General features: G+C 45.9%; 10 protein-coding genes. All 10 read left to right on the forward strand.

All coding sequences use genetic code 11. The annotated features are described in order from the left end of the window. Nucleotides 1-15: 15 nt before the first annotated feature. The 10 genes from DWW52_RS17070 to DWW52_RS17115 all read left to right on the forward strand — a co-directional run bounded on the left by DWW52_RS17070 (nucleotide 16) and on the right by DWW52_RS17115 (nucleotide 18,019). Nucleotides 16-2,307, forward strand: a complete 2,292-nt coding sequence (locus DWW52_RS17070; protein ID WP_118716673.1) for a Gldg family protein — start codon at nucleotides 16-18, stop codon at nucleotides 2,305-2,307. A gap of 23 nt (nucleotides 2,308-2,330) precedes the next feature. Further along, complete coding sequence (locus tag DWW52_RS21135) at nucleotides 2,331-5,012, forward strand: hypothetical protein (RefSeq protein ID WP_199692017.1); 2,682 nt, start codon at nucleotides 2,331-2,333, stop codon at nucleotides 5,010-5,012. Between the two features lie 35 nt (nucleotides 5,013-5,047). After that, the gene (locus DWW52_RS17080; RefSeq protein WP_118716674.1) at nucleotides 5,048-5,299 is read left to right on the forward strand and encodes a TIGR03905 family TSCPD domain-containing protein; all 252 of its coding nucleotides are present in this window, start codon (nucleotides 5,048-5,050) and stop codon (nucleotides 5,297-5,299) included. 148 nt (nucleotides 5,300-5,447) lie between these two features. Further along, the gene (locus DWW52_RS17085; RefSeq protein WP_118716675.1) at nucleotides 5,448-6,380 is read left to right on the forward strand and encodes an ABC transporter ATP-binding protein; all 933 of its coding nucleotides are present in this window, start codon (nucleotides 5,448-5,450) and stop codon (nucleotides 6,378-6,380) included. Nucleotides 6,381-6,392: 12 nt separating this feature from the next. Then, a complete protein-coding gene (locus tag DWW52_RS17090; RefSeq protein ID WP_118716676.1) occupies nucleotides 6,393-8,681 on the forward strand; it encodes a Gldg family protein in 2,289 nt (762 codons plus the stop codon). A gap of 34 nt (nucleotides 8,682-8,715) precedes the next feature. After that, a complete protein-coding gene (locus tag DWW52_RS17095) occupies nucleotides 8,716-11,001 on the forward strand; it encodes a Gldg family protein (RefSeq protein WP_118716677.1) in 2,286 nt (761 codons plus the stop codon). A gap of 53 nt (nucleotides 11,002-11,054) precedes the next feature. Further along, nucleotides 11,055-12,242 carry a FecR family protein gene (locus DWW52_RS17100; protein WP_118716678.1) on the forward strand — a complete coding sequence of 396 codons (1,188 nt, stop codon included), beginning with the start codon at nucleotides 11,055-11,057 and terminating at the stop codon, nucleotides 12,240-12,242. A 172-nt stretch (nucleotides 12,243-12,414) separates the two neighbouring features. Continuing rightward, nucleotides 12,415-15,807, forward strand: a complete 3,393-nt coding sequence (locus DWW52_RS17105; protein ID WP_158582649.1) for a SusC/RagA family TonB-linked outer membrane protein — start codon at nucleotides 12,415-12,417, stop codon at nucleotides 15,805-15,807. A gap of 20 nt (nucleotides 15,808-15,827) precedes the next feature. Next, complete coding sequence (locus DWW52_RS17110; RefSeq protein WP_118716680.1) at nucleotides 15,828-17,294, forward strand: RagB/SusD family nutrient uptake outer membrane protein; 1,467 nt, start codon at nucleotides 15,828-15,830, stop codon at nucleotides 17,292-17,294. A gap of 29 nt (nucleotides 17,295-17,323) precedes the next feature. Then, nucleotides 17,324-18,019: a DUF4843 domain-containing protein gene (locus DWW52_RS17115; protein WP_118716681.1), complete on the forward strand. Its 696-nt coding sequence runs from the start codon at nucleotides 17,324-17,326 to the stop codon at nucleotides 18,017-18,019. The last annotated feature ends 11 nt before the right edge of the window (nucleotides 18,020-18,030 follow it).

The raw sequence follows: 18,030 nt of genomic DNA on the forward strand, positions 1-18,030 counted from the left end.
TAAAAAATAGAAAAGATGAAACTAACTTTTAGAATAGCGCTCACGGAATTACAGACGTTGTTTTATTCTCCGGTGGCGTGGCTGATTCTGATACTATTTACTTTTCAGACGGCATCAGCTTTTACGAGTACGCTCGTGGGGAACGTGCGATCTCAGGAATTGAATTATTTGTTGGGAGACATCACGTATAACATGTTTTCCAGTATGTTCGGGTTTCTTCGTCGGGTGCAGAATATTTTGTATCTTTATTTACCCTTGTTGACCATGGGATTGATGAGTAGGGAATTAAACAGCGGTTCGATTAAATTACTTTATTCTTCCCCGGTCAAGAACTCTCAGATTATCTTGGGGAAGTACCTGGCGATCCTTTTGTTTGGCTTGTTGTTAATGGTGATTGTTGGCGTTTACGTGGTATGGGCATCCTGTTCGATTGCTCATTTCGATTTGTCGTTGGTGCTTACGGGGATTCTAGGGCTTTATCTGATTGTATGCGCGTACGGTGCTATCGGGTTATTCATGTCAAGTCTGACTTCTTACCAGGTTGTGGCGGCAATCTCGACATTAGCCATGTTGGCCGTGTTAAATTTTATCGGACGGGTAGGGCAAAGTTATGATTTCGTGCGAGAACTCACTTACTGGCTCTCGATCAAGGGGCGTGCTGATACGTTTGTTGAGGGCTTGATTTGTTCCGAGGATGTATTGTATTTTCTTATCGTGGTAGGACTCTTTCTCTTACTTGCTATTTTGCGTTTGAAAGCGATCCGGCAAAAAGCAGGTTGGAAAATGTCTATTGGTAAGTACGCCGGAGTCGTGGTGTTGGCTTTGATATTGGGATACGTGAGTTCCCGTCCCGCCACGAAGTTCTTTTACGATGCGAGTCGTACGAAACGAGGTACGATCACGGAGGCGAGTCAAGAGATTGTCAGGCAATTGAAGGGGAATATGACGATCACGACTTACGTGAATCTTTTTGATCCGAATTTCTATTCTCACTTACCGGTTCGTCGTAAGTATGATTTGGGTAAATTTGGTAAATTTATCCGTTTTAAACCGGAGATCAAGATGAAGTATGTCTATTATTATGCCCATGCGAAACAGTTAGGTTTAATGGACTACAATCCGGGGCTGTCCGAGCGAGAGATCATGGAGAAGTTGTGTTTGACTTACCATTTGGATACCAGTAGGATTAAGACGTTGCAGGAAATCGAGCAAGAGATTGATCTGGCCCCGGAAGATTATCGGGTGGTACGTTTGGTTGAACATGAGAACGGACAGAAGACTTTCTTGCGGATGTTTAACGATAACGAGTATTATCCCAGTGAGGCCGAGATTTCGGCGGCTTTCAAGCGTTTGGCAATGACGTTGCCCACGGTGGCTTTTTTGCAAGGGCATGGTGAACGAGACTTTGATCGTGTGGGGGATCGTAGCTATCGCCAGTTTGCGATGAGTAAGTTTTTCCGTTATTCGTTGATTAATCAAGGATTTGATTTTAGAGAAGTCACTTTGGAACAGGATATCCCGGAGGAGATCAATATCTTGGTTATAGCGGATATGCGTACGGCTTTGAACAAGGAAGAAAAAGTCCGGTTAGACGCTTACGTGGCTCGTGGTGGTAATCTGTTTATCTTGGGGGAACCTCGTCGACAGGAGGTCATGAACCCGTTGATAGCTCCTTTCGGGGTACAGTTTATGCCCGGCCAACTCGTACAACGGACAGATCAGGATTTTTTACCGAATTTTATTGTCTCTAAGGCGACTCCCGTGGCCGGACAATTCAGTTATTATATGGGAGGTGGTGATCATTTCCAGGTTACCATGCCGACTGCGGTTGAAATGACTTACGAAACAGATCGGGGGTTTGAAGTAACTCCGTTGCTGGTAACTAGTGTTGACACGACTTGGAACGAGTTGGAGACAACTAATTTTGTGGATGAGGTTCCTACCGTGAATACTACTATCGGGGAGTGTGTGAAAGAGTTTCCAACCTTGCTCGCGTTGTCGAAGGATATGGGGGGACGGCAACAGAAAATTATTATTGCCGCGGATGCAGATTGTATCGGGAATGGAGAGGTCGGGCAGAGACGGCCGGGCTTGGAAACTTATAATTATAACCTGGTTATGGGGGCTTTTCACTGGTTATCGGATAACGAGGCTCCCGTGGATATTCGACGACCTGTACCACCCGATACTCGTTTAAATCTGAAAATGCCGGGAGCTAAGACTAGCCGGACGATATTGAAATGGTGTTTCCCTCTTTGTTTGTTGGGATTGTATCTGTTCGTGTGGATCAGAAGGCGGGGACGCTAAAATTGTAAATCAATGATAGGATTATGGCTTTTATAATTGACAGACAAACACTGGATGATCTGAATATCTTCGGGAAGCGGGGAAAGAACTCTGTTTACGGCATGTTCAATACAACCCGGACGAGTGGTGGCGCTCGGGTACTGGAAGAGATGTTTCTTTATCCTTTGTCAGACGAAGAGAAAATTAATAAACGGAGCGGCATCATTCGCTATTTCCAACAGAAAAATATAGTATTCCCTTTCCGGGGAGAATTATTTGATACGGTGGAGTATTATTTATCTAACACGGATACTCGTACCCGGTTATCCGGAGAGGATAATACGTTGCATCGGAAATTGAAAGGGGCGCTCGGTGCTGATACGGACTACGAGCAATTGCATAAAGGAGTTCTTGCCGGAATCGAGATTATCGGTAGTTTGCGAAGCTTTGTAGAGAAGGCATGGCGGGAGGCCGGGGACAATCCCTACCGGGAGGAATTAGAACGGATTAGGGTACTGGCACGGGAACCGGATTTTGATATTTTACAGGCGGAATACGGGCAGAAGAAGTTACCTTACGAGAAGACAGCAAAACTGGATGCCTTGTTACGTTTTTCTCTGCGGGATCATTTTTTACCTTTGTTGAATTGGGTGTATCATCTTGACGTGTATATTTCCGTGGCCCGGGTGGCGACGGAACGGGGGTTTGTTTTTGCCCGGGCTTTACCTCCCGGGGGTGACGTGCTTCGGGTGACCGGGATGTATCATCCCGGCATTCCGAACGCCGTGGCTAACTCTTTGACCGTGGATCGTTCCAGTAACGTGATCTTCCTGACCGGGGCTAACATGGCGGGAAAATCGACTTTTATGAAAACGCTTGGAACGACGGTATTTTTGGGACACATGGGGTTTCCTGTTCCGGCAACAGAGATGAGTTTTTCCGTGTTGGAGGGAATGTACACGACAATCAACCTGCCGGATAATCTGAGCATGGGATACAGTCATTTTTATGCAGAGGTACTGCGGGTGAAACACGTGGCGAGCCAGTTGAGTAAATCCAAGAATCTACTGGTTATTTTCGATGAACTGTTTCGTGGGACCAATGTCAAGGATGCCTACGATGCGACAGTGGCTATTGCCCGGGCTTTTGCCCGAAAACGGGAGTGTCTTTTCGTGATTTCCACGCATATCGTGGAAGCGGGAGAGAAACTCCGGGGAATATGTGATAACGTGAATTTCGTTTATTTCCCGACGATCATGGAGGGGAGTATGCCGAAATACACCTATACGCTGACACCGGGAATCACGTCCGATCGTCATGGTATGGTGATTATCCGCAACGAGAAGATTCTTGATATATTGCATGATCACCGGGAGGTATCGAGAGGTGCGGAGAACAAAAAATTTGTGATAGACAGACAAACACTCGAAGATTTGAATATTTTGGGGGAATACCGTGCGAATTCCGTTTTCTCTCTATTTAACCGTGTTCGGACACGGGGTGGTAAACGTTTGCTTGAATCCATGTTTCAACACCCCTTGACAGATGTTGGAGCAATTAATGATCGGGCGGCTATTTTTGCTTTTTTTGGGCGATCCGGGTTGGAGTATCCGGTTTCGGATGAATTATTTCAACAGGTAGATCAGTATTTTACCACGACGATACAGGGGAATTTTGCTTCCGCTCTTTTTAGTGCGGGACGTCGGAAATTCTTGAATTATATTGGTGCTGATAAAGAACACGTGATTATTCGGGAGGGTGTATGTGCCTGCGTGGAGTTTCTTCGACGTGTTCAGGTGTTTACCGGAAAACTGGCAGCAGGTAATGTACCTGCTGTTTACAAACCGATATTATCCAGGTTACAGGAGGTGTTTGCTGATAAACGCTTGGCGTGCGTGTGCTCCGGGGAGAAGTTTGAACAAGTACCTTGGTATCGGCTCGCTCGTGTCGATTATTTGTTACGGCATGAATTCCAGGAGAAGTTGCAGGGGGTTTTGGAAGCTTTTTACGGGTTTGATGTTTATGTAGCCGTGTCTGCGGTAGCCCGGGAGAGAGGATTTACTTACGCGAAAGCTCTTCCTTTTACAATTGGGAAGAATCACATTACTATTCGGGAGTTTTGTCACCCTGCTATAGAGCGTGCAGTAAGAAACACGATACGTTTGGACTGTGATCGCAACGTGTTATTCCTCACGGGAGCCAATATGGCGGGTAAGTCTACGTTGATGAAATCCTTTAGTATTGCGATTTATCTGGCTCACATGGGTTTTCCGGTAGCGGCTGATGGTATGGAATTTTCCGTGCAGGACGGATTGTATACGTCGATCAATGTTGCCGATAATATTAATATGGGATATAGTCATTATTACGCTGAGGTGTTACGGGTGAAACAGGTGGCAGAAGAGGTGGCCAAGGGGAAGAACTTGGTTGTCGTTTTTGACGAACTGTTCAAGGGTACGAACGTCAAAGACGCTTATGATGCGACCGTATCGGTAACCGAGGCGTTCTCCGTGAACCGGAATTGTACGTTTATTATCTCCACGCATATTATTGAGGCGGGGCATGCTTTGCGGGAGCGCCTTGATAATTTACATTTTGTTTTTGTACCGACTTTGATGAAAGGAAACATACCGACTTATCCCTATCGACTTGAAGAAGGAATTACAGATGATCGTCATGGTATGTTGATCATCAATAATGAGCGGATACTTGAAATGTTAGAATAGTATTATTATCTTTGTGGCGCTAGATTTATGGTGTTATGGAGAGAAAAGAATTTACATACATTCCCTCATCGGAGGTTTGTTCAAAGGAGATTCATGTCGTGTTGGAAGATGACGTGATCGTGGAAGTGAGTTTCAAGAAAGGTTGTGCGGGGAACGCTTTGGGGGTTGCCGCCTTGTTGAAGGGAATGAAGCGGGAGGAGGCGATTCGTCGGTTACGCGGGATTTGTTGTGGGCGTAAGCAGACTTCTTGTCCTGATCAACTAGCAAGAGCGTTGGAGGAGAATTAGAATTAATTGTTATAAATGATGATTCCGGGTGTAGCTATTTGGCGGCATCCGGAATTTTCTTTTTCAATCGGGTAGTACCGTTTCCGTTTTCGGGTATTCTATAAAGTGTAATAAAACGTGTGGTAATATTTATTCAAAACTATACTTTATGGAAGAATCAATTGTTAAGGTAGAACATTTATCTCATCGTTACAGCGTGCAATGGGCGGTTCGGGATATTAATTTTGAAATAACGGAAAATGGTATTTACGGTTTGTTAGGTTCCAACGGTGCCGGTAAATCGACGACAATGAACATTATGTGCGGGGTGTTGAAACAGACTGAGGGAGAAGTGTTTATAAAGGGTGTGAGTATGAGGGAGAATCCGGTTGAGGCGAAACGCTATATCGGTTTTTTGCCACAGAAACCTCCATTATACAATGATTTGACGGTAGAAGAGTTTCTGGCATTCTCGGCTAATATCCGTCGTATTCCCACGGGCGAGGTTAATGAGGCGATCAAGGTTGTCATGGGACGTTGTGGTCTGACACATTTCAAGAAACGTTTGGTGCGTAATTTATCGGGAGGTTATCAACAACGGTTAGGTATCGCCCAGGCTATTATTCACAATCCCGCTTTCGTCGTGTTGGACGAACCTACGAATGGTCTGGACCCTAATCAGATCGTGGAGATCCGTCACTTGATCAAGGAGATTGCCGAAGAACGTACGGTGATTCTTTCAACTCATATCCTGTCGGAGGTACAGGCAACGTGTGATTATATCCGGATGATCGAGGAGGGACAGGTTGTTTTTGCCGGGACTGTCGAGGAGTTTGATAACTACATCGTTCCCAGCACGATATTTGTAAGTTTGGCATCTACGCCTGCCGTGGACGAGTTAAGAATGCTTCCGGGGGTGGAGAACGCGGAAAGTGTGGGTGGCATGGACTATCGGGTGAATTTCTCGGATTCCCGGGAGGCGATCATGCAGATCGTGGAGGCGAGCGTGGCCCGAAATTGGCAGTTGTTGGAAATTCGAATGGAGAAAAGCTCTATGGATAGCGTGTTTGCCGAGCTTTCGGCCAAAAGTAAGAAACACTAGAAAGGAGGGCTTATGAAGATGATAATAAAAATAGCGAAGACCGAATTACAGTCTTTGTTTTATTCGCCGATAGCCTGGTTGCTTTTGGTGGTTTTTGCCTATCAAGTGGGAATGATCATGTCCGGTTTGTTGGAAGATATTGTGGTTCGGCAGGCTATGGGATACGGGGCGTGGAGGGTTTCCAGTATTTTCGGGGAGCTTTTCGGTAATATTCAGGGAACCTTGTACTTTTACATACCTTTGCTGACGATGAACATGATCAGCCGCGATTTGAGTGGTGGCACGATCAAGTTACTGCAATCAGCCCCGTTGCGTAATGCGGAGATTGTACTGGGTAAATACTTGGCTCTGATGGTATTTGGGTTAGTTATGATTGGAATTATATTACTTTACGTGATTTTCGGGGTATGTACGATCCAAAATATAGATTTACCTTATATCTTGACGGGAATGCTCGGGCTTTACCTGTTGTTGTGTGCTTACGCGGCAATCGGTTTGTTTGTGTCCAGCTTGACCTCTTATCAGGTAATGGCAGCTTTCGGGACGTTATTTATCCTGGCCATGTTCAATTACGTGGGGGGCGTGTGGCAGGATTACGAGTTTGTACGTGATCTCACGTATTGGTTGTCTATCCGGGGACGGACGGAGGAGTTCATTTACGGGTTGATTTGCAGCGAGGACGTGCTTTATTTCCTTATCGTGATTTTCTTGTTCCTGACATGGACCGTTTACCGGTTGATTAACCGGGTGCAGCGTCGGACTTGGACGACACGCTGGGGTGTTTATCTTGGCGTGTTCGTGATGGCCATGACGTTTGGGTATTTGAGTTCTCGTCCGATGTTGATGGCGTATCATGATTCGACCCGGACAAAAATGAATTCATTAAGTAAAAATAGTCAGGATATCGTGGCCATGCTGGACGGTGAGGTGAAGATTACGACCTATACCAACCTGTTGGATAAGGATTTTTGGAGTACTTTACCTAACCATATCAATTTTGATAAACAGAACTTCCGACCCTATATCCGGTTCAAACCTGATATGAAGATTCGTTATGTCTATTTTTACGATAATGCCAATAATAATGAATTGGAAGAGCAGTATCCCGATATGACCGACGCGGAAAGGGCGAAACAGATCAGCGAGAATTATGGGGTGCCGTTTTCTATTTTTCTTTCTCCTGAAAAGATGCGAAAGATTGAGGATTTGAGCGGGGAAGGTAATAAAACGATTCGTGTCATCGAGCGAGAGAACGGTCAGAAGGCTTACTTGCGTTTCTATTTCCATGGGGGATGGAAAGATTCCCCGGGTGAACCTGAAATTTCGGCTGCATTCAAGCGGTTGGTATCGGATGTCCCGACGATCGGGTTCTTGGCTGGGCATGGTGAACGAAATATATACAAGGAGGCCGATCGGGAATATAAACGTATTTCCAGTGATAAGAATATACGTTCTTCTATGATTAATCAAGGATTCAATATAGAAGAAGTCTATCTGAAAGCTCCTCTTCCGGACAGTATCAGTATCTTGGTTATTTCCGAGTTAAGATCTCCCTTGTCCGTCGGGGAGATGAGTAATCTGGATGCGTTTATTGCCCGGGGAGGAAATCTTTTAATCCTGGGAGGTCCCGGACGACAGGAGTTGATGAACCCGCTTACCGAACGTTGGGGCGTGCGTTTCATGCCGGGGCAGTTAGTACAACCTACCGAGTTGCTTCAAGCGGATTTGATCCAGGCGTTGCCGACAGATGAAGGTGTCGGGTTTTGGTCCGGTCTGGCTATGATCCGGAAATACGAGGGATGCGTGGCTATGCCGGGATGCGTGAGCTTGGAATATAAACCCGTTGAAGGAGTGAAGATCATTCCTTTGATGTCAACGGACACGATCGGGTGTTGGAACCGGATGACTACTGCCGATTTCGTGCGTGATTCTATTACTTATATGCCCGAAGTTGGTGATCAGGCGGGGATTTTTCCCACGGCTCTGGCTTTAACCCGTGATGTGAATGGTAAGGAACAGCGAATTGTCATTGTCGGGAATACCGATTTCCTCAGTAACGGGGAGTTTGCCACGGGAAGGCGTGAAGTTCGGAATTTTAACTATACTTTGGCGCATTCCGCTTTTTACTGGCTATCACACGAGGAATTGCCGGTAAGTACGGAGGGGGATGATCCTACTGATAGAAAACTGTATGTCGGGGAAGCCGCCATGGAAGTATGGTCGATCGTGTTTATGATCGTGATTCCCGTTATTCTGGCACTTGCCGGAATTATAATATGGGTACGCCGCCGGGGGCGTTAGAGGTTAGGCGGGTTAATATTAAAATGTTAGGTTTATGAATATGATATATAAAATAGCGAAGACCGAATTGCAGATGTTGTTTTACTCGCCTGTGGCTTGGTTGGTTTTGATTATATTTACATTTCAATCGGGATTGATATTTACCAATGCGATTGAGATGGTTGAACGGGAGCAGGCCATGGGCTATGACCCGATGTTTATCAGTTCTAGTCTTTTCGGCCGGTTGTTCTATACTGTTCAGGATTATCTTTTTTTGTATATTCCTTTACTGACGATGGGTCTTGTGAGTCGTGATTTGGCGGGAGGTACCATTAAATTGCTTCATTCTTCGCCAATGACGAACACGCAGATTATTCTGGGAAAATTCTTTTCCATGATGATTTTTGCTTTCTTGCTGGTGGGGATATTCGTGATTTACGTGATCTACAGCTTGTTCGTGGTCGAGCATTTCGATGTACTTTATATTCTTACCGGGATACTGGGTATATACCTGTTGATTTGCACGTATGCCTCGATCGGGTTGTTTATGTCGACAATTTCGTCTTACCAGATTATCGCGGCCGTTGGGACGTTTGTGCTTTTGATTTTCTTGAATTTTGTGAGTAGTATCTGGCAGGATATTGATTTCGTGCGGGATGTCACCTTCTGGCTATCTCTTCGCGGACGGGCGGAAAGTTTCACGGGCGGTTTGATCTCCAGCGAGGATGTTGTCTATTTTATCATGGTGCCGGGCATGTTTCTCTGGTTCTCGATTATAAAACTTTCTTCCCGAGTGAATCATAGTTCCCGGGGACAGAATGCCATAAAATATGTAGGTGTTTTTCTCGTGGTGGCTTTTGTCGGTTATTTGAGCTCCCGTCCTCATTTGATGGGATATGTCGACACAACCCGTGAAAATAGTCGAACACTAACTCCTAATAGTCAGGAAATTGTCAAGAAACTGAAAGGCGGTTTAACGATAACCACGTACAGTAACCTGTTGGACGATGATTTCATGAAGGCCATCCCGCGTTACCAGAATTACGATAAAGAAAGATTCCAGGAATACATTCGTTTTAAACCGGAAATCAAGATGGAGTACGTGTATTACTATGATTCGGTTCAGAACACGAGGAGAAGAGGATTCCTTGCCGACCTGCCTATGGAGAAACGAGCAAGACAGATCGCACATTCACACAAGATTAAATTTTCGAGGTATCTTAACCCTGAACAGATTAAACAGGTTATTGATCTAACGCCCGAAGATAATCGTTTTGTTAGGCAGGTGACCCGGGAAAGCGGGGAAAAAATGTTCTTGCGACAATTTGATGATATGATGCGTGATCCTTCGGAGGGAGAGATCTCGGCGGCTTTTAAACGAATGGTCATGGAATTACCCACGGTCGGTTTTCTGACAGGTCACGGGGAACGGAATATCAATCTTTACCGGGACAGGGATTACGCTTGTTTCGCCCGGGATAAACGATTCCGCCATGCACTACTTAATCAGGGGTTTGATGTGACGGAAGTAACCTTGAAAGAGGATATTCCGGCATTGATTAATATTCTCGTGATCGCTGATATGATGCAACCGTTGACCGAGAATGAAATGAAACGTCTGGAACGATATATAAATCGGGGAGGTAATCTTTTCATCGTGGGCGACCCGTATAGTCGTGAGTTTATGAATCCGTTAGTAGAACCTTTCGGTGTGGAATTTACAGAAGGGATACTTGTGAAACCGACTGAAAATTTCCAACCCGATCTAGTGATGGCCTGGCCGACCCCCGGGGCTTTGGAATTGTCTTATTTCTACGAGAATATGAAGAATTGGCGGCAATGTGCGGCCATGTCCGGGGCCGCGGGGCTGAAATATTCCACGGACAAGGGATTCAATGTCGTCCCCGTGTTGCAAACTGACACGACGGGCGTGTGGAACGAGATGGAAACCACCAATTTTATTGATGATACCGTTCGTTTTAATCCTTCGGCCGGAGAAATCGAACAGATGTACACGACTGTACTGGCCTTGTCCCGTCCGATGGGCGACCGGGAGCAGAAGATCGTGATCTTGGGTGATGCAGACTGTATTAGTAATGCCGAGCTTTTTAAATCTCGGGAAGAAATAGAGTCCGGTAACTTTTATATTATACTTGGTTCGTTTTCTTGGCTTTCTGATGGGGAAGCTCCGGTTGACGTGCGTCGTCCGAAATCTATTGACAACCGCCTTTTCTTGGGTAAAACGGGCGTCAAAATTACGGATATCATGTTCAAATGGTTTATCCCGATCGCTTTATTGATCGCGGCCATTTTTGTGGCGATCCGAAGAAGAGGAAGATAAATTTTAGTTAAAAAGTAATACCTAATCGTGTTTCAAGTATTCTTTAAGCAGTTATGAGTATAGACAACATACATATCATATTGGATTTAATTCTGAAATCCTGGGCCGGGACTCTTACGCGGCCGGAAGAGGAGCGGTTGAACGAGTTGTTGAGCGATCCGGAGTGGGCACGCCTGAAACAGGATTTGGAAGACGACCGTTTCATCATGGGACGTTTTAAAGAGTATGAGAAATACGATAAGATGGCTGATTTCTCTTGTTTCTTGAAACGTATCCGGAAGAAACGGAAGCGGGTTCTGTGGACGACGGGTATACGTCGGACGATTTACGTGGCGGCTTCTTTGCTTGTGTTTGCCATGGCCGGTTGGCTGTGGTTGACCGGGCGCACGGGTGAGCATCAACCGGAAACGGTTCAGGAGATGGCCAGAATGGGTACGGTAGACCGGAATAGCGTGCGCTTGATCCTAGGCGACAACAAGATGATACCGTTGACTCGCCGGGGCGAGGCCGTGATGTTGGCCACGAAAGGTATACAATACTCGGACGGCTTGCGAACGTTGAACTATAAATACGTCAAGAATGATTCTCTTGAGGATGTGGTTGAGTATCATACCCTGATCGTGCCTAAAGGTGAGATGCAAAAGGTGATTTTTTCCGATAGTAGCTGGGTCGTGCTGAATGCCCGCTCCTCGATCAAGTTCCCCGCGGTATTCAAGGGTGCGGAGCGAAAGGTCTATGTCGAGGGAGAGGCTTATTTCGAGGTGGCGAGAGATGCGGAACATCCCTTCATCGTTTCGGTAAAGAACTTTGACGTGCGGGTATTGGGGACAAGTTTCAACGTGTTGAGTTATGATGATGAATTTGCATCCTGCGTCACCTTGTTATCGGGAAGCGTGGAGACCATGTCGGGGAATGACACCGTGTGCCTGCGGCCGGGGGAGCAGGTTTCTATAACAAGTGACAATCGGATGACGGTGCAAAAAACAGATATAAATGTCGTAGTGTCTTGGATGGATGAGAAATTCGGTTTTAACAATGAAAGACTGGATGTGATCATGAGGAAGATTTGTCGTTGGTACGATGTGGAAGTTTTATACGAGGTTCCGGGTATTCGTGAACGCTGTTTTACCGGGGCTCCTTCAAGTAACATGCCTTTACCGGAATTGTTGGAGGCGCTAAGTACCACGACAAATTTACACTTCTCATTGCGTGACGGAGTTATAACCATTAAACAGAACTAAAGCTAGCAAACGAAAACTAACCGTGAAAGCGTGAATTGATAGAATGGTGAACATTCTAAACGGGAAAGATATACCTATAAACCAAATTTACAAACTATGATGCTTCCACGCGTAACCGTGATGGGACACGATTCCGGACGGGGGCATCCTTATGAAAATTAAAACTGATCTTATGAGAAAAAAGAAGTCTAACCTGTCTACGACGTGCGGAAAAACCGGCATATTTTTCATGTTGGTAATTCTGTTACAGTCTTTTAGTATCGGTATTAGTCGGGCACAGTCCGGCGATGATCCGAGATTGACCGTGGAGTTTAAAGAGACTCCCTTTATAGACGTGATTAACTACATTAAACGTCATGCGAAATATGATTTCCTTTATAATAACGAGGAAGTGCAGAAAATTCCGGCCGTGACGCATGCTTTCAAGTCCGTTCCAGCTTCGGAGGTACTCCGGATATGCCTAGAAGGAACTGAATATACTTTCCGTCTTTTCCAGAATATGATCGTCATACAGAAAAGACAAAAGACGCTGGAACCGGTCACCGTACGGGGAAAAGTGTTGGATGAGCGTGGTGTGTCATTACCCGGAGCCACGGTGATCGTGAAAGGGACAAGCATAGGAGGAAGTACGAACGATCAGGGTATGTTCGTTTTTAGCTTGCCCAAGATGGACACGATCTATCTTTTGATTAGTTTCGTGGGAATGGAAACCCGTGAGGTCGGGATATCGGATTTTAGCAAGGAGGTTGTCGTACGCATGAAACCCGACACGAAAGAGGTGGAAGAAGTAGTCGTGACCGGGTATGGGAACGTGCGTAAGACTAGTTTTACGGGTAATTCAGTAACGGTCACCCAGGATGAGTTACTGAAAGTTTCCAAGACGAATGTCATGAAAGCTTTGGAGGTATACGATCCCTCGTTTCGTGTCAGGACAAATAATCAATGGGGGTCGGATCCCAATGCGCTTCCGGAAATGCAGATTCGGGGACAGTCGAGTATCGGGGTAAAGGATCTTGACCGGAACACGCTTTCTAAATCCGCTTTAGAGAACAATCCTAATTTGCCTATTTTTATCTTGGATAATTTCGAAACCACGATTCAAAAGATATACGATATGGACCCCAACCGTATCGAGAGTGTGACCATTCTCAAGGATGCTGCGGCCACGGCTCTCTATGGCTCACGGGCTGCAAACGGCGTGGTGGTAATCACGACCGTGGCCCCGAAATCCGGTGAGATCCGGGTGACATACAATATGGTCGGGACAGTTTCCATGCCTAATCTGAAAGACTATAACTTGATGAACGCCCGGGAAAAACTGGAAGCCGAAGTTGCGGCCGGTTTATTCAATATGGAGGGTGAGGAACTTTGGATAGGATTAATGAGGTTGGAAGAATATCAGGCTAAATTACGGAACGTGCAGGAAGGTGTTAATACTTATTGGCTGGCTAAACCTTTGAGGACAGAGTTCAATCACAAGCATGGCTTGTATCTTGAAGGAGGAAACGAGGAATTTCGCTATGGGATTGACTTGGGTTACAACAACGAGAACGGGGTTATGAAGGGTTCTTATCGGGACAGGATAGATGCCGGGTTCTCTATTTACTACACGACTCCGAAAGTGCAAGTTCACAATTATATCAGTTACGGTGTCACCAAGGAGAAAGAGTCTCCTTATGGTGATTTCTCGCAGTATACCCAAATGCTGCCTTACGAGAAATACAAAGACGAGGACGGTAAGACGTTGCGTCGTTTGAATTGGTCGCGAGTGTTGGATTTCGAGCCGATGAACCCGCTATACGAGGCCGAGTTGGGGAGTTTTGACAAGGGACAAACGAACATCCTGACCGAAAACCTGAGCGTGAACTGGTTTGTTAAACCGACCTTCTGGGTGAAAGGTGAATTGGGCGTGAGTCATTCGACGGGAAAACGTGAGGCTTTCATTGATCCGTTGTCTATAAAGAACAATTTAGACTATGGTGACGACCGGAGTTACGTGGGGAGTCTGACGCTAACGAACACGGAATATACGACTTGGGAAGGGAAACTGACCGTGTCTTATAACGAATCAATCAGCAACCACAACATAAACGTGGGGGGAGGACTGGAGGTAAAAACCACCCGGCGACGTACTAATAGCGGTACGTACAAGGGATTTCAGTCTGCCGAATTCTCTTCGCCCGAGTTTGCCCGTTCCATGCCGAACAAAACTACTTTTCAAGAAGTGCAAACTCGTTTGTTTGGAATGTTTGCTCGTTTAAATTATTCTTATAAAGATATTTACTTGATGGATGCTTCTCTTCGTGTTGACGGTTCTTCTGAGTTCGGATCAGACAAGCGTTACGCACCCTTCTTTTCGGGAGGTTTGGGTTTGAACGTTCACAAGTATACTTTCATGGAGAAATACGGGTTTATTAATCACCTTAAAGTACGCGGTTCATTCGGGCAAACGGGAAAAGTTAACTTCGAACCTTACGCGGCGGTACCTACTCACGAGATTGATGTTGATGAATGGTACGTGTCGGGACCCGCGGCAAGCCTGATGAGGACTCGGGGAAACAAGGATTTAAAGTGGGAAAAGACCGATAAGTTTGATATCGGGTTTGAGCTGGGGTTGTTGAGAAATCTACTTTATTTGGAATTTTCATGGTATAACGAAATTACGAATGGTCTGATTACCGATGTTACTCTGCCGACGTCCACGGGATTCCGTACCTATAAAAGTAATATGGGTAAGGTCGAGAACAAGGGATTTGAAATTCAATTCCGGAGTGACCTGCTCAGTACTTCGGACTGGTACGTGGCTGTTTTTGCCAATTTGGCGCATAATACCAACAAAATTAAGAAAATATCCGATGCTCTAAAAGCATACAACGACGCGGTAAACGAGTACTATAACCAAGAAATCGAGAGCATCTGGGACAAGGACAATCCGAATTTGAATCGGGTAATGACGAAATACGAAGAGGGACAATCCCTTTCCGCGAAGTACGGGTTAAAATCTCTTGGAATAGACCCTGCAAACGGGCAGGAATTGTATGTTTACCGGGACGGATCAGTCGGTTACGAGTGGAAAGCTACCGAGATGCGTAATATCGGGGATGAATTACCGTGGGGAACCGGTTCTTTCGGGGTAAACTTGAGGTGGCGGAATTTCACGTTTAGCACGAGTTTTCTCTACGAGTTCGGCGGGGATTTCTATAACGAAACCTTGATTGAGAAGGTCGAGAACGCCAATATTCAGTATTATAATGTAGATCGCCGTGCGATGACCGAGCGTTGGAAAAAGTTCGGGGATGTCGTGATGTACAAAGATATCCAAGATGAGCGACAAACAACCGATCCCACTTCCCGATTCATGCAGCGTAACAACGTGTTGAACTGGAGTTCCATGTCCATTGGCTACGAGTTCGATCGGGAGATGTTGAAGCGGATTGGCATTGAAAATATCAGGATTGAAGTCGGTACGAATGACTTGTGGCGCCTTTCTACCGTCAAAGCGGAACGCGGGCTGAGTTACCCGTATGCTAACGCGGTAAACTTTTCCGTGAATATTCGATTCTAAACAGAGATAAAGAGATTATTATGAAAAAAATAAAATATACCATAGGATTGTTTCTCCTCTTTACCTTGACCGCTTGTAACGATTGGTTCGAGGTAAACCCGGAAACCCGGGTTAGTAGCGATGATCTGTATGCAACGGGCGATGGTTTCCGGATGCAGGTCAACGGCATGTATAAAAATCTGGCAAGTGAAAGTTTGTATGCCCGGCAACTGACGTGGGGATTCCTGGATGTTTTGGGACAATATTACATCCGGCAGAATCTTGACAACGCGTATCAGGACGTGAATGATCGTCTGTACGAGAAATCTGACGTGCTCGGCACGATTGATTTAATTTGGTCGGATATGTATAAGGTAATTGCCGATTGTAACAATATTATAGAGCATGTTGACAAAGCTTCAAATAGTATCTTCGAGTTCGGGGAACCCGAACGCCTGAAAATACGAGGGGAAGCATTTGCTGTACGGGCTTTTGTGCATTTTGACCTGCTTCGTCTTTTTGCCCCGGCCCCGGTGGTGAATGAGAACGGCACGTGGATTCCTTACGTGACGAACTCCGAGTCCGTGATCAATAATAAATTGACCGTGAAACAGGTCTTGGAAAACGTGGAGCGGGATTTACTAGAAGCCCACGCCAGTATGGTTGCCTGGGATTCGGCAATCATTTACAGTGATTATTATAACCGGGAAGTGATCCGGATGTGGCATATCACGGAACGTTTTTGGAAGGAGTGGGATATCGAGAGTGAGATACCGGAATTTTTCGGACACCAGCGTTCCCGGATGAACATGGCATCGGTACGTGCCTTGCTGGCACGATTGTATGCCTACATGGGGGAGAAAAAGAAGGCTTATGATGCGATCGAGGAGATGATTGCCATGGGAGGTCAATGGGAGAGTTGGGGATTTGATGATATGAACTGGCTCGATCCCGGTTACGGTAGGTTATTGGGAGACGTGATTTTTAATGTTTATAATACCCAGGCGGGGGAAATAAACGCTCCGTTCATGAGTGCCGAACGTCCACTATACATTCGTAATGTACCCGAGTTATTCCCTGCTCAGAATCAGATCGACGGTCGTTTCGAACGATTACTCACCGTCTTGGGAGGTAATTATCTTTCGATTAAAAGCAAGAAAGGAAATAATGATGTTGCCTATATTCCATTGTTGCGTAAGAGTGAATTGTACTATATCAAGGGTGAATATCTCGCTTCTGTCGGGCAAGTAGATGCGGCCGTGGAATTATTGAGGGATATAAGAAGCGCCCGGGGAGATATCTCCTTTGACGATCTTAACACGATCTATGACGAGACCGGATACGTGCAGGCAATGCTCACCGATGCCCGGAAAGAATATATCGGGGAGGGACAATCTTTCTACTTGTTCAAGCGCTTGAACCTGCCTGTTTTTGACGGGGTACAGAATATTGACTTCCGGAACCAGTACGTGCTACCCGTTCCCAAAAGCGAGCAAGTAATCTTTTAGAACCAGTGAACCTAAAAAAGTAAATTGAGATGAGATATATAATTATACTTCTTGTGGCCGTGGCCCTTCTCGGGGCTTGTTCCGAGGACAAGTTCACGACTTATGATTCAACGAGATTCCTCTACTTCACGAAAGGAATAACCGCCGATAGCATCACTGAATCCTTTTTCTTTTACCCGGATAAGAATACCCATGATATCAGTCTGGAGCTGTTGTTTGCCGGGAATCCTGTCACGAGTGATGTGGCCTATCGTGTAGATGTCGACGAGAGTCTGACGACAGCTGTCAAAGGGACTGACTTTGATTACGAACCGAATGGAACTTGGCGTGCGGGAAAGGAACGTGACACCCTCGTGTTGAAATTAATCAAGACTCCCAAACTCGATAACCAGATGTTTCGGGTGGTGTTGAAGATTACCCCGACCGATGGCTTCGAGGCCGGACCAACGGCGAACGCCCGGAGTCAACGGGTGGTATTTACTTCGAAGGCAATCGCTCCCACGTGGTGGGATGCTCATATTGTACGTTATTATCTTGGCCCGTATAGCGACGCAAAATATGCCGAATTCATAGAGGCTACCGGGATCAGTGATATGACCGGTTTTGGAGCTACCGAGTTGAGATACTATTCCCTGAAATTGAAATACCACTTGCTGAACCAGAAGAATGCCGGGAACCCGGTCATGGACGGGGGGGCGGAAATGAGTGTTCCTATTGTCGGATAATTAAAATGAAA

This window comes from Odoribacter sp. AF15-53, assembly GCF_003479425.1.
Lineage (GTDB): Bacteria > Bacteroidota > Bacteroidia > Bacteroidales > Marinifilaceae > Butyricimonas.